This window comes from Xanthobacter versatilis (assembly GCF_043193975.1).
GTDB lineage: Bacteria > Pseudomonadota > Alphaproteobacteria > Rhizobiales > Xanthobacteraceae > Xanthobacter > Xanthobacter autotrophicus_E.
In genome coordinates this window covers 1-15,077 of record NZ_JBAFVB010000014.1, presented here as the reverse complement: position 1 = coordinate 15,077, position 15,077 = coordinate 1, and the positions used below count along the sequence as shown (strand labels likewise).

14 protein-coding genes are annotated in these 15,077 nt (G+C 68.4%); 8 read left to right on the top strand and 6 right to left on the bottom strand.

Annotated features, from left to right (window positions below):
- Positions 1–180: 180 nt before the first annotated feature.
- Genes V5F66_RS20585 through V5F66_RS20570 form a run of 4 tightly spaced genes read right to left on the bottom strand, consistent with a single transcriptional unit; the run spans position 181 to position 3,876 of the window.
- Positions 181–1,317: an ABC transporter permease gene (locus V5F66_RS20585; protein ID WP_394094632.1), complete on the bottom strand. Its 1,137-nt coding sequence runs from the start codon at positions 1,315–1,317 to the stop codon at positions 181–183.
- Complete coding sequence (locus V5F66_RS20580) at positions 1,314–2,309, bottom strand: ABC transporter ATP-binding protein (RefSeq protein ID WP_394094631.1); 996 nt, start codon at positions 2,307–2,309, stop codon at positions 1,314–1,316. Before V5F66_RS20580 ends, V5F66_RS20585 begins: the two co-directional genes overlap by 4 nt.
- Positions 2,306–3,280, bottom strand: a complete 975-nt coding sequence (locus tag V5F66_RS20575) for an HlyD family secretion protein (protein ID WP_394094630.1) — start codon at positions 3,278–3,280, stop codon at positions 2,306–2,308. Before V5F66_RS20575 ends, V5F66_RS20580 begins: the two co-directional genes overlap by 4 nt.
- Positions 3,277–3,876: a TetR/AcrR family transcriptional regulator gene (locus V5F66_RS20570; RefSeq protein ID WP_157048025.1), complete on the bottom strand. Its 600-nt coding sequence runs from the start codon at positions 3,874–3,876 to the stop codon at positions 3,277–3,279. Before V5F66_RS20570 ends, V5F66_RS20575 begins: the two co-directional genes overlap by 4 nt.
- A 438-nt stretch (positions 3,877–4,314) precedes the next feature.
- Here V5F66_RS20570 and V5F66_RS20565 point away from each other — a divergent pair, with 438 nt between their 5' ends.
- On the top strand, positions 4,315–4,983 hold the full coding sequence (locus tag V5F66_RS20565) for a transglutaminase-like cysteine peptidase (RefSeq protein ID WP_011996112.1): 669 nt from the start codon (positions 4,315–4,317) through the stop codon (positions 4,981–4,983).
- Positions 4,984–5,080: 97 nt separating this feature from the next.
- Here the strand turns inward: V5F66_RS20565 and V5F66_RS20560 are convergent, their stop codons facing one another.
- Positions 5,081–5,611: a gamma carbonic anhydrase family protein gene (locus V5F66_RS20560; protein WP_394094629.1), complete on the bottom strand. Its 531-nt coding sequence runs from the start codon at positions 5,609–5,611 to the stop codon at positions 5,081–5,083.
- A 148-nt stretch (positions 5,612–5,759) separates the two neighbouring features.
- Here V5F66_RS20560 and V5F66_RS20555 point away from each other — a divergent pair, with 148 nt between their 5' ends.
- Positions 5,760–7,469: an O-linked N-acetylglucosamine transferase, SPINDLY family protein gene (locus V5F66_RS20555; RefSeq protein ID WP_394094628.1), complete on the top strand. Its 1,710-nt coding sequence runs from the start codon at positions 5,760–5,762 to the stop codon at positions 7,467–7,469.
- Positions 7,470–7,611: 142 nt separating this feature from the next.
- Positions 7,612–9,336 (top strand): O-linked N-acetylglucosamine transferase, SPINDLY family protein, encoded by a 1,725-nt coding sequence (locus V5F66_RS20550; RefSeq protein ID WP_011996109.1) that lies wholly within the window; start codon positions 7,612–7,614, stop codon positions 9,334–9,336.
- Between the two features lie 13 nt (positions 9,337–9,349).
- On the opposite strand, the gene V5F66_RS20545 is transcribed toward V5F66_RS20550, so the two are convergent.
- Complete coding sequence (locus V5F66_RS20545; protein WP_011996108.1) at positions 9,350–9,838, bottom strand: low affinity iron permease family protein; 489 nt, start codon at positions 9,836–9,838, stop codon at positions 9,350–9,352.
- Positions 9,839–9,980: 142 nt separating this feature from the next.
- Here V5F66_RS20545 and V5F66_RS20540 point away from each other — a divergent pair, with 142 nt between their 5' ends.
- From V5F66_RS20540 to guaA, 5 genes are all read left to right on the top strand, one after another.
- Positions 9,981–10,337 (top strand): hypothetical protein, encoded by a 357-nt coding sequence (locus V5F66_RS20540; RefSeq protein WP_394094627.1) that lies wholly within the window; start codon positions 9,981–9,983, stop codon positions 10,335–10,337.
- 79 nt (positions 10,338–10,416) lie between these two features.
- A complete protein-coding gene (locus V5F66_RS20535; RefSeq protein ID WP_394052606.1) occupies positions 10,417–11,079 on the top strand; it encodes a 5'-methylthioadenosine/S-adenosylhomocysteine nucleosidase in 663 nt (220 codons plus the stop codon).
- Between the two features lie 10 nt (positions 11,080–11,089).
- Complete coding sequence (locus V5F66_RS20530; RefSeq protein WP_011996105.1) at positions 11,090–12,391, top strand: RsmB/NOP family class I SAM-dependent RNA methyltransferase; 1,302 nt, start codon at positions 11,090–11,092, stop codon at positions 12,389–12,391.
- 603 nt (positions 12,392–12,994) lie between these two features.
- Positions 12,995–13,219: a hypothetical protein gene (locus tag V5F66_RS20525; protein ID WP_394094626.1), complete on the top strand. Its 225-nt coding sequence runs from the start codon at positions 12,995–12,997 to the stop codon at positions 13,217–13,219.
- Between the two features lie 113 nt (positions 13,220–13,332).
- Entirely contained in the window at positions 13,333–14,907 is a 1,575-nt protein-coding gene (gene guaA / locus V5F66_RS20520; RefSeq protein ID WP_394052610.1) for a glutamine-hydrolyzing GMP synthase, read from the top strand.
- The last annotated feature ends 170 nt before the right edge of the window (positions 14,908–15,077 follow it).

Below are 15,077 nucleotides of genomic sequence, written 5' to 3'. Positions count from 1 at the left end.
CCGGTCGCAACCATCAAGGGTTAGGCTCGGGTGTTTTACGGAGGTGACGTTGCGTTTGTCATTACCCCACGGCGCGACACCTTGACCGAAGCCCGTCTGAACGCTGCGGGTGCAGCATTTTTTCCACAGGCCGTCCAATCGTGGCGCGGCTCACCTTAGCGGCAACGTGCCGCGCGGCATTCAGTCAAGGGTTTGACGAAATCTCGCCACGGCAATGCCCATGGCCAGCAACATCAGCGCCACAAGCGCCGCCGCATCCACCTTCAGGTCGCCAAACCCTGATCCCTTCAGCAGAATGCCCCGCACCATGCGCAGGTAATGGGTGAGCGGCAGGCCCTCGCCGATCCATTGCGCCCATGCCGGCATGCCCGAAAACGGGAACATGAAGCCCGACAGAAGAATCGAGGGCAGGAAGAACATGAAGGACATCTGCACCGCCTGGAGCTGGTTCTGCGCCAGTGTGGAGAAGGTATAGCCAATGGACAGGTTCGCGGTGATGAAGAGCAGCGTCGCCGCCGCGAGGAAGATGGCGCTGCCTTCCAGCGGCACCCCGAACAGCACCATGCCCGAGCCGAGAATCAGGATCGCCTGCACGATGCCCACCAGCACATAGGGGATGATCTTGCCCAGCATGATCTCCACCGGGTGGATCGGCATGGACAGGAGGCTCTCCATGGTACCGCGCTCGGTCTCCCGGGTCACCGACAGCGCGGTATAGATCAGCATGGTCATGGTGAGGATGGTACCCAGCAGCCCGGGCACGATGTTCAACTGGCTGGTGCCGGCGGGATTGTAGCGCCGGTGCTGGACGATCTCGAACGGCATGTCGCCCGCCGCATCAACGAACCGCTCGCGCACCAGAGCCGAACTGACGACCCCGGCCAGCGCCGCCAGCGCATTGGCCGAGCCTACCGGATCGGTGGCATCGGCCGCCACCAGCAGTTGCGGCTGGCCGCCGCGCCTGAGCGCCCGCTCGAAGCCGGCCGGGATCTCCACGAAAAACAGCACCTCGCCGGCGCGGATCATGTGCTCCGCCTCGTCCGCGCTCCCGACCTCCTTCACGAAGTCGAAGAAGGCGGTGTTGCGCAAGGCGGCGAGGATGGCGCGGCTCGCGTCCGTGTTTTCGTGTGCGAACACCGCCGTGGGCAGGTGTCGGGGTGTGGTGTTGATGGCGTAGCCGAACAGGATCAGCTGCAGCAGCGGGATCATGATCATGGTGGCGAACGTCACCCGGTCGCGCCGCAGCTGGATGAACTCCTTGACGATCATGGCGCCGACGCGCCTCGCGAAGCCGGCGGTGGCGGTGAGCGCACTCATCGCAGGTCGTCCTTCGAGCGGCTCATGAGGTCGATGAACACGTCTTCCAGCGTGGGGGCGTCGGCGCGGATGACGAGGCGCGCATCGGTGCGGTAGGGCGCGATCGCCGCTTCCAGTGCCGCCGGGTCGCGGCCGGACACGTGCAGGGCGGTGCCGAAGGGCGCCACCATCTCCACGCCGTCGAGGACGGACAGCTCGCGGGCGAGGCGGGTGACGAGCAACCCCGCCTCGTGGCCCGCCGCCCCGGCGATCTCGATGGTGACGGTGGCAAGGCCCGCCGCCGCGATCACGCTCTGCACCGTGCCCTGGGCCAGCAGCTGGCCGTAGGCGATGTAGGCGATCTCGTGGCAGCGCTCCGCCTCGTCCATGTAATGGGTGGAGACCAGCACGGTGAGCCCTTCGGCCGCAAGGTCGTGGATCTGCGCCCAGAACTCGCGCCGCGCCTTGGGATCGACGCCTGCGGTGGGCTCGTCCAGCAGCAGCAGGTCGGGACCGGGCAGGATGCAGGCGCCCAGCGCCAGACGCTGCTTCCAGCCGCCGGAGAGCGCGCCGGCCAGCTGCTTGCCGCGCCCCTCCAAACCGAGCCGCTTCAACGCGTCGCCTGCCGCCTTCTCCGGCTCGGGAACGCCGTAGACCCGCGCCACGAACTCCAGGTTCTCCCGCACCGACAGGTCCTGGTAGAGGGAGAAGCGCTGCGTCATGTAACCCACGTGCTCGCGGATGCGCCGGGCCTGGGTGAGGATATCCATGCCGAGGCAGGTGCCGCGTCCGGAATCCGGCGTCAGCAGTCCGCAGAGCATGCGGATGGTTGTGGTCTTGCCCGAGCCGTTGGGACCGAGGAAGCCGTAGATCTGCCCGCGCATGACGCGCATGGAGAGATTGTCCACCACCCGCCGGCCGCCGAAGCTCTTGCAGAGATTCTCCACCTCGATGGCGACCTCCGGGGTGGCGCGGCCGGGCGCAGCCGGTGCGGCCTCCTGGGCCGGATTCATGGCGTCGCCCCCAGCGCGACGTTCACCGGCTGGCCCGGCCGGGCCTTGGCGGGATCGTCGGGCCGCGCCTCCACCAGATAGACGAGCTTGGAGCGCTCCTCCCGGCTGTAGATGACGGGCGGGGTATATTCCGCCTGGGCGGAGATGAAGAAGACCTTCGCCGTGGTGGTCGGACAGCCGTCGCAGGTGACGGTGACGCGGCTGCCCAGCGCCACCTTCGGCAGCACCTGTTCCGGCACGAAGAAGCGCACCTTCACCAGGCCCGGCGGCAGAATGGAGACCACCGGCCGGCCCTCGGGCACCAGCTCGCCGACGCGGTAGTAGACGGTCTGCACCGGACCGTCCGTGGGCGCCTTCAGGGTGCGCCGGTCGAGCCGGACCTGCGCGGCGGCAAGGGTGGCGCGCGCGGCGGACACCGCCTGCTCGGCGGCATCGATGGCGTGGGTGCGGGCGGCGATGCCGGCGGCGGCGATGCGCTTGCGCGCCTCGTCGAGGGCCGCCTGGTTCTGGTCGAACTGGTGCTGGGCCGCATCGAGGTTGGCCTGTGAGGATGCGCCCTTGGGCACCAGCGCCTTCTGGCGGTCGAGATCGAGGCGGGACTGGTCGAGGGCGGCGGCGGCGCGGTGCTCGGCGGCATCGAGCACGGCGATTTCCTCGGGCCGCTGCAGCGGCGCGCGCGCATCGGCGAGCCGGGCCTCGGCCTCCTTCAGCTGGGCGGCCGCCGCGTCCCGATCGGCGACCTGCAGGTCGTCCTCCACCCGGGCGACCACGTCGCCGGGCTTCACCACGCTGCCCTCCTCCACCGCGAGCGCGCTCACCCGGCCGGCCTCGGTGGGGCCGATGAAGACAATGTCACCCTCCACATAGCCGGAGAAGCTGTCTGCGGGTTCAGGGGCGCATGCGGCGAGGCCGAGCGTCGCGAGGACGGCGGCGACAGGACGGAGCAGGAAAGAATATCGATGGGGTCTCACGTGTCTCTCCATCCGAGCCCGCGCAGCAGCAGGTCCCGGTGCGCCGAGAGGAACGCCCTCACGTCGAGCGGGTCGAAGCTGCCGAACATGCCGTTCCACACCACGGCCACGACGGCAGGGGAAATCATCAGCTGGGGAAAGCGTACGGCGATATCGGACGTGATCTCGCCCCGGTCCAGCCCGCGCTGGGCGATGGCACGCACGATGCCGAGGGCACGCGACACCACCTCCCGATGGTAGAAGGCGGCCAGCTCGGGAAACCTTGACCCCTCGGCGATCATCAGCCGGACCAGCGCCTCGGCCGGGGTGCCGATGACCCGCTGGCTCAGGATCGCGATGACGAGGTCGATGAGGTCTCGGGTGGAGCCCGGAAACACGGCGATGGCGGCATCCGCATCCGCCAGCACGGGCGCGAAGTTCTGCTCCACCAGGCCACGGAACAGGGCTTCCTTGTCGGCGAAGTAGAGATAGAGCGTGCCCTTGGCCACTCCGGCCTGCCGGGCCACGTCATCGAGGCGGGCGCCGGCAAAGCCGTGGCGCGCGAAAACGGTGAGCGCGGCCGCAAGGATGGCGCGGCGGCGCTCAGCCTTGTCCATGGGGGCCGCCCGTCGCCGGCGCGTCCCGGGGGCCGGCGGTTGCAGTTGCGGATCCTGGTCGGGCAGGCGTGCCACAATCGTTAACTTTCATTGACTGACCCGTCAGTCATTAACATGAATAAGGGCGGGCTCCAACGTTCTCCGCAGACCCCCAGCGCCCGAGCGCGAGCAAGCCCCCGGCTTCCCGGCCCGAACGGGGTGTCTTCGTTCACCGTGTTGAAAACAGGGAACTTTGCGATTTCGAAGGGGCTGCCCGAGCCCCCTGAGCGGCATCAGGCCGGTGCCGGCGCACCCCCCTCCCCGGACGGCACCGACAAAAGGCCGCACCGATCAGAGGTATCTAAAAACCTAGCCCATTAAGGTTAATAGAAGGTTGACGGCGCAAATGCGGCGCGCATCGGGCATTATCATTTCATTAACCCGGTCGGATTTCCCGCCATGTCGAAGCGCATCTCGCCTCCCCGCCTCCTGTTGGCCCTCGCCGCAGCGCTCCTGTGCGCCGGGGTGAGCGCCGCCAGTGCTCAAGAGCAGCGGGCCCAGAACACGCGCTTCGCCAATCTCGCTTCCGCCTTCGCGCCCCGCCATCTCGCCGACGGGCGTGTCACCACCGCCCCCACCGGCTATGTGCGCTTCTGCGCCGAGCATGCCCAGGATTGCGAAGCGGCCGGCGCCGGCGTCACGGTTATGAAGCTCGACACCCAGCGCAGCGCCGAGCTGGAGCGCGTCAACCACACCGTGAACGAGACGGTCCAGCCCGAGACCGACCTCGACCATTACGGCGAGACCGAGCGCTGGGCCTATCCCGACGACGGCCGCGGCGACTGCGAGGACTATGTGCTGGAGAAGCGCCGGCGCCTCATCAATATCGGCTGGCCCTCGTCGGTCCTGCTCATCACCGTGGTGCGCGACCGCGAGGGCGACGGCCATGCGGTGCTGACCGTCATGACCGACAAGGGCGACCTGATCCTCGACAACCAGGAAACCGAAATCCACGCCTGGAAGGACACCGGGTACCGCTACGTCAAGCGCCAGTCCCAGACCGATCCCTCCACCTGGGTGTCCCTGGGCGAGACCCGCGTTCCCCCCGTGGTGGGCACCGGGCGCTGATCAGCTTCCGCCGGCACGCGGCTTCGGCCGTGCCACGGCGGCAAGACGGGCCGGAACCGACGCCGCGGTTCCGGCCCGTTTTCTATCCCAGGCCCGGTCAGTCGATGCGCTTCAGGCCCTTGGCATAGCGCTGCCAGTTGCGCTGGTAATGCTCTGCGGTGCCGACGAGGCGCGCCGCCGTCGCCTCGTCGATCTGCCTCGCCACCTTGGCGGGCGCCCCGACGATGAGCGAAAAGGGCTCGAACACCTTGCCTTCCGTCACCAGCGCCTTGGAGCCGACGAGGCATTTGCTGGCGATATTCGCCCCGTTCAGCACCGTGGAGCCCATGCCGATGAGGCTGCCGTCGCCCACGATGCAGCCGTGCAGGGTCGCCATGTGGCCCACGGTCACGTTGGTGCCGAGGGTGAGCGGAAAGCCGGGATCGGTGTGGAGCACGCAGTTTTCCTGGATGTTTGACCCCTCCCCCACCACGATGGGCTCGTTGTCGCCGCGCAGCACGCTGCCGAACCAGATGCTGGCGCCTTCCTTCAGGGTCACATTGCCGATGAGCACCGCGTCCGGCGCGATCCAGTAATGTCCCAAGGCGGGCAGGGTGGGCGCGACACCGTCGAGGGCATAGATGGGCATGGCGGTCTCCGGTCGTACAGGGTCCGGTTGCGTCACTATACCGGCCCAAGCCGCCGTGCTAGCGTCCAATCGCATCCCGCTGGCGCCAAGCTGGCGTAACTCGCCGGCGCAATTCGCGCGTGCGGTCAGAACCTTCCGAAGCCCCTTCGTGTCGATCCCCCCGCTTTCCCCCGACCAGACCCGCCTGCTGCACGACGGCTATCAGGCCCAAATGCGCGGCCTTCTGGATGACGCGGCCCGCCAGTATCGCAAGATCCTGAAGAAGGTGCCGGACCATCCCGACGTCATGCACCTTCTGGCCATGGTGCGCGCGCGCCAGCATCGCACCGACGAGGCCATCGCGCTCTACCGCGCCGCCGCCGCGCTGAAGCCGCAGGACGCCAAGCTCTGGTATAATTTCGGCCTCGCCTGCACCGCCGTGGAACGCAACCGCGAGGGTGCGGAGGCCTTCGCCCGCGCCCTGGCGCTGGACGCCTCCCTCCCCGAGGGGGTGGGCATGCTGTTTTCGGCCCGCCGCTCGGTCTGCGACTGGCGGGACGACGCTCAGCTTCTGGCGGCCATCGCCCGCGCCGGGGACCCGGCGAGGCCGGAGATCCCGCCCTTCTTCACCCTGTGGCTCGACGACCCGGCGCTGCAGCTTGCCGCCGCGCGGCGCACCGTGCGCCGCCGCTGCGCCGGCATCGTTCCGACGCCGCTCCCCGCCCGCGCGCCAACCGACGGACGGGTGCGCATCGGCTACCTGTCGGCCGATTTTCGCAACCACCCGACCACCCATCTGCTGGTCCGGCTGCTGGAGGTTCACGACCGCTCGAAGTTCGAGATCACCGCCTTCTCCATCGGCCCGGACGACGCCTCCCCGGCCCGCAAACGGGTGGAGGCAAGCGTCGACCGCTTCATCGACTGCGAGCGGGAGCAGCCGCTTGAAACCGCCGCACGCGCCCGCAGCCTCGGCATCGACATCCTGGTGGATGTGATGGGCCACACCAACGGCAACCGCGTCGAGATCTTGGCCGCCCGCGCCGCGCCGGTTCAGGTGAGCTATCTGGGCTATCCCGGCACCAGCGGCGCCGATTTCATGGATTATGTGATCGCCGACCCGTTCGTGCTGCCGCTGGAAGATGCCCGATTCTTCAGCGAGAAGGTGGTCCAGCTTCCCGATACCTACCAGCCCAATGACCCCACCCTCGCCCTCGCCGCGCGCCCCGGCCGGGCGGAATGCGGCCTGCCGGACACCGGCTTCGTGTTCTGCGCCTTCAACAATACGCGCAAGCTCGATCCCGCCACCTTCGCCCTCTGGCTGCGCCTGCTGATGGAGGTGTCGGGCAGCGTGCTGTGGCTGCTGGCCGGCGACGACGCCCGCGCCAATCTCAGGCGCGAAGCCGAGGCCGCAGGCGTCGCGCCTGAGCGACTCGTCTTCGCACCGCACCGCCCCCTGCCGGAGCATTTGGCCCGCATGGCGCTGGCGGACCTGTTCCTCGACACCTTTCCCTACACCGCCCACACCACGGCCTCGGACGCGCTCCGGGTCGGGCTGCCGCTGGTGACGCGGACCGGCCGCTCCTTCGCCTCGAAGGTCGCCGGCCGCCTGCTGCAATTGTCCGGAGTGGGAGACCTCGTCACCGACACGCCTGCCGCCTACGAGGCGCTGGCCCTGTCGCTGGCCCGCGACCCGGCCCGGCTCGCCGCCCTCCGGGCAAGGCTCCAGGACAGCGCGGCGCGGGCGCGCCTGTTTGACATCCAGCGCTACCGCGCTCAGATCGAAGCGGCCTATCTCGCCATGATGGAGCGGGCCATGGCCGGCGCTGCGCCGGACCATATCATCATCGCGCCCTCCGCCGCCGAGGGCCCCGGCGCCTGAGTTCCCGAGGCCCGGAACCGTGCGGCGCCCTCGGCTATCGCCTCGATCCCGCCCATGCTAGAGCACCCGCCGATCCTCTTGCGGCACGGGCTGGTCCGATCCGGCTCCAGAGACGGCTTTCAGGGAACGACCACGCGACGCCATGCCTCCTTCTCCCCCGCCCGGCCCACCGCCCCTCACGCCCGCGCTCCAGAAGCTGCTCTACGATGGCTACCAGCACCAGTTGCGCGGCCAGTATGAGGAAGCGGCCCGGCACTATCGCAAGATCCTGCGGGCGGCGCCGGATCAGGCGGACGTGATGCACCTGCTCGGCATCGTCCGCGCCCGGCAAAGTCGGGAAATCGAGGCCATCGAGCTTTACAAGAAGGTGCTGGCGCGCCGGCCTGACGACGCCAAGGCCTGGCACAACCTTTCCCTCGCCTACGGGGCTCTGAATAAATCGGACGAGTCGCTCGCCGCTATCGAGCGGGCGTTCGACCTCGACCCCAGCCTGCCGCTGTCCGCCAATCTATTGCTGCCGCACCGGCGGGCGATCTGGGACTGGCGCGGCCACGACCGACTGTTCGAGAACCTGAAGCGGGGCGTTTCCGAGCCGAATGTTCCGGCCCTGCCCTTCGCCGCCCTCTATGTGGACGATCCGGCGCTGCATCTGGCCTCGGCCCGGCGCAAGGTGGCCGAGGAACAGACCCCGGCCCGCCCGCGCACGTTCGACCATTCGGCCCGGCGCACCGCCTCGGGACCGATCCGCGTCGCCTATCTGTCCGCGGACTTCCGCACCCATGCCACCACCTTCCTGATCTCCAAGCTGCTGGCGCGGCATGACCGCAGCCGCTTCGAGGTGACCGCCATATCGGTGAGCTACAACGACGCGTCCGAGCATCGCCAGAGAATCATCGACGCGGTCGACCACTTTCTCGACAGGGAGAAGGCGACCCCGGCGGCCATCGCCGAGGAGGTGGCTGCCCTCGGGATCGACGTGTTCGTGGATCTCATGGGCCACACCAGCGGCGAGCGGCTGGCCGCGTTCGCGGAACGCCCGGCGCCGGTGCAGGTGAGTTATCTCGGCTATCCGGGCACCAGCGGCGCGCCCTTCATGGACTATGTGATCGCCGACCCGGTGGTCCTGCCGTTCGCCGACGCCGCCTTCTACACTGAGAAGATCGTCCACCTGCCGGACTGCTACCAGCCCAATGACCCGGACCTGCCGGTGGGCGAGCGCCCGACCCGGGCCGATTGCGGCCTGCCGGACGACGCCTTCGTGTTCTGCGCCTTCAATTCAGCCTGGAAGCTCGATCCGGAGGTCTTTTCCGCCTACACGCGCATTCTCAAGGCGGTGCCCGGCTCGGTGCTATGGGTGCTGGAGAGCCGGGAGAACAGCGCCGACAACCTGCGCCGGGAGGCGGAAGCACGGGGCCTCGACCCCGCCCGCCTTGTGTTCGCGCCCATGGTGCCGCTGAAAGATCATTTCGCCCGGCTCCCGCTAGCGGACCTCTTCCTCGACACCTTCCCCTACACCGCCCACACCACGGCCAGCGACATGCTGCGCATGGGCCTGCCCATGGTGACGCGCACCGGCCGCTCGTTCGCGTCGCGGGTCGCCGCCAGCATTATGACCCAGATGGACCTGGCCGACTTCATCACCACCGACGTGGAGGGCTTCGTCGCCAAGGCCGTGGCCATCGCCAACGATCCGGCGGCGCTGGCGCAGGCCCGCGCGCGCCTTGCGGCTGCCCGCCCCACCTCGCCCCTGTTCGACATCGACCGCCACGCCCGCCACATGGAGCGGGCGTTCGAGACCATGGTGGCACGCGCCCGCGCCGGCCTGCCGCCCGAGGCCTTCGCGGTCGATCCCCTGCCCCGCGGCTGAACGCGCCGCGCGCTCACGCCTTGGCGCCTGCCGGGTCCGCCGGCTCGGGGCAGGCAGCCTCCCGCCTGGCGCCGGAATCCTGGCTCTCCCGTGCCTTGTCGGCCAGGAGGGCGTATTCCAGGCGCAGGCGCTCCAGCGTGTCCTCGTCCAGGTCCTCCAGATCCAGCAGCACCTCGCGCGGCCCGTCGAGGCGCGCGATGAGTTCGTCCAGCTTGATCTGGAGCGCCGCCGTGTCCCGGTTCTGGCTGTTCTGGATCAGGAACACCATGAGGAAGGTGACGATGGAGGTGGAGGTGTTGATGACCAGCTGCCAGGTGTCGTTGAAGCCGAACAGCGGGCCCGTCATCCCCCACACCACGATGATGGCCATGGCGCCGATGAAAGTCGCGGGCTTGCCGGTGTAGCGGGCCGCCATCTGGGAGAAGCGGGTGAACAGCGGGCGCGGGGCACGGCCTTGCTCCACGGTACGCCGCAGCTCCTCGATCGATCCCTGTGCAGCCATGTCGTCTCCTCCTGACCTCGGAGGGAACGAACGGCCGCGGCTGCGGTTCCCCCCTTTGGCGACGCTTGAGCTGGCGACGTTCGAGCCGGCGCGGCTTGAGCGGGTGAGGCTGGGGCTTGCGCGTCCCGCGACGGAGGCCCCCATGTCGGTCCAGATGATCCTTCTTCCTTTGTTCGTGCATGTGGCCCTGGTGCTCGCGGTGCTGCTGCGCGCCGTCAAATCCACCGAGGTGACGGCCGACGGCCTGCGCGCCGGGCTAGCGGCGGTGCTGTTCTACACGCTGACCATCCTCGCCCTTTACACCCGCAAGGCAGACATCATCTTCGTGGTGCTGGCCTGGGTGTTCGTGCTGCTGCGCCTGATCTCCGCCTTCCCGCACCTGCTGTCCGCGGAGGCACGCGGGCACATCAATTTCGGGGGCAGCTTCGACCTGGCGAGCCTTGCGGTGCTGGCGCTGATGTGGGTGCTGTTCGCCTTCGCCATCCTGCTCAACATCTGAAGGCGACTGGTTGACAGGCGAAGCGGGGCGGTCGAGGAGTTGAACTTTGCGCTCCCGCCTTGCGTCTCAGGTGATCTTGATGACCGACCCCGCCCGCCACCTGTCTTCCATCGGCGGCCATTCCATTTTGTTCGTGATGGCCACCAGCCAGGAATACGGCCCCCATCTGAAGTCCCGCATCGATCCCCTCATCACCGGGGTTGGGCCGGTGGAGGCGGCGGTGGAGACGGCACGGGCCCTCGCCCTCCTCGCCCACCAGAACCTTCTGCCGGACGTGGTCTTCACCCTCGGCTCGGCCGGCTCGCGCCGCCTTGACCATGCGGAAGTCTACCAGGTGGCGAGGGTCGCCTATCGCGACATGGATGCCTCCGCCTTGGGCTTCGAGAAGGGGCGCACCCCCTTCCTCGACGAGCCAGCGGTGATCGAGCTGGCCCACCGCATCAAGGGCGTGCCGGAAGCCTCCCTGTCCACCGGCGCCAACATCGTGTCGGGCGCCGCCTATGATGCCATCGCTGAGGACATGGTGGACATGGAGAGCTTCGCCGTGCTGCGCGCCGCCCGGCGCCACGGCCTGCCCATGATCGGCCTGCGCGGCATCAGCGACGGCAAGGCCGAGCTGACCGGCTATGGCGACTGGACCGAATATCTCCACGTGATCGACGAGAAGCTGGGCGCAGCCCTCGACCTCTTCGCCCGGCAGCTGGAGGCGGAAGGTCTTCAGCCCGCCCCCGCGCGCCCCTGACGGATAGACCATGATCCCCGCCGCCCGTATCTCCGCCGCCATCGAGGTCCTCACCGACCTCACCACCCGCCGCCGGCCCGCCGCCGATGCCCTGAAGGACTGGGGCCTCTCCCACCGCTTCGCCGGCTCCGGAGACCGCGCCGCCATCGCCGGCATCGTCTACGATACCCTGCGCCGGCGCGCCTCCGCCGCCCATGTCATGGGCTCCGAGGAGCCGCGCGCGCTGGTGCTGGGCATGCTGGTGCTCATGCGGGGACTGGATGGCGAGGCCATCGCGGCACTGGCGGACGGCTCCCGCTTCGCGCCGGCGCCCCTGACCGAGGACGAGCGCGCCCGCCTCGCCGACCCGAGCATCAAGGGCGCGCCGCCCTTCGTCCGCGGCGACTATCCCCAGTGGCTCCACGCCTCCCTGCGCCACGTGTTCGGCGAGGACGTGGTGGCGGAAGGCGCTGCGCTCGCCACCCGCGCCCCCCTCGACCTGCGCGTCAACACCCTGAAGGGCGAGCCGGAGGCGGTGCGCGCCGAGCTGTCCCATCTCAACCCGGCACCCGGCCGCTTCTCGCCCCTCGCCCTGCGCATCCTGCTGGATTCCGAGGGCAAGGCCCCGCCGGTCTCCGCCGAGCCCGCCTTCCTGCGGGGCGAGGTGGAGGTGCAGGACGAGGGCTCGCAGATCGCCGCCATCCTCGCCCGCCCGGTGCCCGGATCCCAGGTGCTGGACCTGTGCGCGGGTGCTGGCGGCAAGACGCTGGAATTTGCCGCCCTCATGGACAACAAGGGCCAGCTTTACGCCCACGACAGCGACATCCGCCGCCTGAAACCCATGCACGAGCGCCTCGCCCGCGCCGGCGTGCGCAACGTGCAGGTGAGGAGCCCTCGCGGCGCCGAGGACGTGCTGCATGACCTCGAAGGCCGCATGGATCTCGTTCTGGTGGACGCCCCCTGCACCGGCACCGGTACCTGGCGCCGCAACCCCGACGCCAAATGGCGGGTGCGCCCTGGCGCACTCGCCCAGCGCACCGCCGAGCAGGCCAAGATCCTGGAGGAGGCCGCCCATTATGTGCGCCCCGGCGGGCGGCTCGCCTATGTCACCTGCTCGCTGCTGGACGAGGAGAACGGAGCGCAGGTGCGCGCGCTGCTCTCCAAGCGGGAGGATTTCCACGTGGTGCCGCCCAACGAGACTGTTCTGTCCCTCGGCGCGCACGGGCAGGCCCTTGCGGACGCAGCCCTCACCAGCCGCGAGGGCATCCTGATGACCCCCCGCCGGACGGGGACGGACGGCTTCTTCGTCAGCGTGATGAAGCGGGCGGGGTGAGGCGGGTTCAGATGTCCGGCGGAGGCGCGCCATGCCGAGCTACAGCGAAGACTGGAACCCGTTTCCCAAGCTGACGCCGAAATTCCAGTTGAAGGTAACGCGGCTCGCGGCGGTGGGGTGTCTCCTTGTTTTGGCGACGACCATCGGCATCTTGGCTTGGATCGACTCCTCGCGAACCTATTGTCCCGGCTGGGTCTTCGATCAAAAGACCGGCACAAGGATCTGGGAATTCGCGTTGATCTGGAGCCTTCCAGTAACAACCTTCTGGTGCTGGCGCGCGATATTCATGACGGAACGCAAGTTCCTGACAGAACAAAAAGCCAAATATGAAAAGGGTCCGCCTTACAACCTCGGGGAGGACATCACTTACGCGACGCCGGAAGAGTTCCGGAAAATCGATTTCGATGAGGGTATTTGCGCGGGCGCAGTCTTTTGCGGCCTCATCTCCGCCATCCCGCTCTTCCTCATGCTCGCCCTGTGCTCCCCCCTCTCCACCCTCTGGCCCTCCGCCCCCGCACAGCGCCCCGGCGTGAACCTTCACCGTAGCTCCGGCGTTCCCGCCATGCCCGTGATGCGCACGGGTGAAGGAGAAGGCGTCACGCCATGGGTCTCATCCGCCTGCTGCTCATCGTGGTCGTCCTCGTCGGCGGCTATTGGGCCTTCTACGTCTATGTCTCCGGCGAGCCCTATGACGAGATCGGCACCGCCATCAATTCCAAGCTCCCCGCCGATGCCCGCGCTTTCGGCTGCGCCGAGCTGAAGCGCCGCCACGGAGCCACAGCCGCGAAGCCGCCGGCCGGGTGCGAGCCGTACTGGACCGCCCTCTAAGCGGGCCTCACCCGGCGCAAGGCCGGCCTGCGCCGGCCTTGACTTTTTAAATGGCCGCTTTGCCGCTAAAGGAGGGCGCAACATTTCCTCCTTCGCGCGCAAGGTGCCCCTTCATGTCCTCCCCCGCTCTGGATACTGCCGCCCAGGAAACCGTCCTCATCATCGATTTCGGCAGCCAGGTGACCCAGCTCATCGCCCGGCGGGTGCGCGAGGAAGGGGTTTATTCCGAGGTGGTGCCGTTCCAGAAGGGCGCGGAAGCCATCCAGCGGCTGAAGCCCAAGGCCATCATCCTCTCCGGAGGCCCCGCCTCCGTCATCGAGGGCCAGAGCCCCAAGGCGCCCGACGAAGCCTTCGCCGCCGGCGTGCCGGTGCTCGGCATCTGCTATGGCGAGCAGTGCATGGCGGCCCAGCTGGGCGGCGCGGTGGAGGCGGGCCACCATCGCGAGTTCGGCCGCGCCGAGCTGACCGTGCAGAAGGTGGTGCCCCTGTTCGAGGGCGTCTGGCGCGCGGGCGAGCGCCACACGGTGTGGATGAGCCACGGCGACCGCGTCACCGCCCTGCCCGAGGGCTTCGAGGTGGTGGCCACCTCCGACAACGCCCCCTTCGCCGCCATCGCCGACCTGTCGCGCAACTATTACGGCGTGCAGTTCCACCCCGAGGTAGTGCACACCCCGGACGGCGCACGGCTGCTCTCCAATTTCGTGCGCAAGGTGGCGAAGCTCGAGGGCGCCTGGACCATGGGCGCCTTCCGCGAGCGCGCCATCGCCCGCATCCGCGAGCAGGTGGGCACGGGGCGCGTCATCTGCGGCCTGTCCGGCGGCGTGGATTCGTCCGTTGCGGCTGTGCTCATCCACGAGGCCATCGGCGACCAGCTCACCTGTGTGTTCGTGGACCACGGCCTGATGCGCCAGGCCGAGGCCGACGAGGTGGTTTCGCTGTTCCGCGGCCACTACAACATCCCGCTGGTGCATGTGGACGCCTCCGAGCTGTTCCTGAAGGAGCTGGAGGGCGTCGAGGATCCCGAGGCCAAGCGCAAGACCATCGGCCGGCTGTTCATCGACGTGTTCGATGCCGAGGCCAGGAAGGTGGGCGGCGCCGATTTCCTCGCCCAGGGCACGCTCTATCCCGACGTGATCGAGAGCGTCTCGTTCGCCGGCGGCCCCTCGGTGACCATCAAGAGCCACCACAATGTGGGCGGCCTGCCCGAGCGCATGAACATGAAGCTGGTGGAGCCCCTGCGCGACCTGTTCAAGGACGAGGTGCGCGCGCTCGGCCGCGAGCTCGGCCTGCCCGAGAGCTTCGTGGGCCGCCACCCCTTCCCCGGCCCCGGCCTCGCCATCCGCTGCCCGGGCGCCATCACCCGCGAGAAGCTGGACATCCTGCGCAAGGCCGACGCCATCTATCTGGAAGAGATCCGCTATGCCGGCCTCTACGACGTGATCTGGCAGGCCTTTGCCGTGCTGCTCCCGGTGCGCACCGTGGGCGTGATGGGCGACGGCCGCACCTACGACCACGTCCTCGCCCTGCGCGCGGTGACCTCCGTGGACGGCATGACCGCCGACTTCTACCCCTTCGACATGGGCTTCCTCGGCCGCACCGCTACACGCATCATCAACGAGGTAAAGGGCATCAACCGCGTGGTCTACGACGTCACCAGCAAGCCCCCGGGAACAATCGAGTGGGAGTGAAATGATGTGGTTCGCAGCGTTTCGCGAACTATCGCCACATTCTCATAACTAGCTGAAATCAAACAAAAAGTCAATCACTCACTATCGGAGCCTATCGCCTTCAAGCGATGGGTTCTGACGGTGTGCGCGACGGTATGCGTTTTTCGCCGTCCGCCGGATTTTTGCCATAC

Coding starts and splice junctions, on each gene's coding strand:
- V5F66_RS20585 (WP_394094632.1), bottom strand. CDS start 1,317: ATGAGTGCGCTCACCGCCACCGCCGGCTTCGCGAGGCGCGTCGGCGCC.
- V5F66_RS20580 (WP_394094631.1), bottom strand. CDS start 2,309: ATGAATCCGGCCCAGGAGGCCGCACCGGCTGCGCCCGGCCGCGCCACC.
- V5F66_RS20570 (WP_157048025.1), bottom strand. CDS start 3,876: ATGGACAAGGCTGAGCGCCGCCGCGCCATCCTTGCGGCCGCGCTCACC.
- V5F66_RS20565 (WP_011996112.1), top strand. CDS start 4,315: ATGTCGAAGCGCATCTCGCCTCCCCGCCTCCTGTTGGCCCTCGCCGCA.
- V5F66_RS20560 (WP_394094629.1), bottom strand. CDS start 5,611: ATGCCCATCTATGCCCTCGACGGTGTCGCGCCCACCCTGCCCGCCTTG.
- V5F66_RS20550 (WP_011996109.1), top strand. CDS start 7,612: ATGCCTCCTTCTCCCCCGCCCGGCCCACCGCCCCTCACGCCCGCGCTC.
- V5F66_RS20545 (WP_011996108.1), bottom strand. CDS start 9,838: ATGGCTGCACAGGGATCGATCGAGGAGCTGCGGCGTACCGTGGAGCAA.
- V5F66_RS20540 (WP_394094627.1), top strand. CDS start 9,981: ATGTCGGTCCAGATGATCCTTCTTCCTTTGTTCGTGCATGTGGCCCTG.
- V5F66_RS20535 (WP_394052606.1), top strand. CDS start 10,417: ATGACCGACCCCGCCCGCCACCTGTCTTCCATCGGCGGCCATTCCATT.
- V5F66_RS20530 (WP_011996105.1), top strand. CDS start 11,090: ATGATCCCCGCCGCCCGTATCTCCGCCGCCATCGAGGTCCTCACCGAC.
- V5F66_RS20525 (WP_394094626.1), top strand. CDS start 12,995: ATGGGTCTCATCCGCCTGCTGCTCATCGTGGTCGTCCTCGTCGGCGGC.
- guaA (WP_394052610.1), top strand. CDS start 13,333: ATGTCCTCCCCCGCTCTGGATACTGCCGCCCAGGAAACCGTCCTCATC.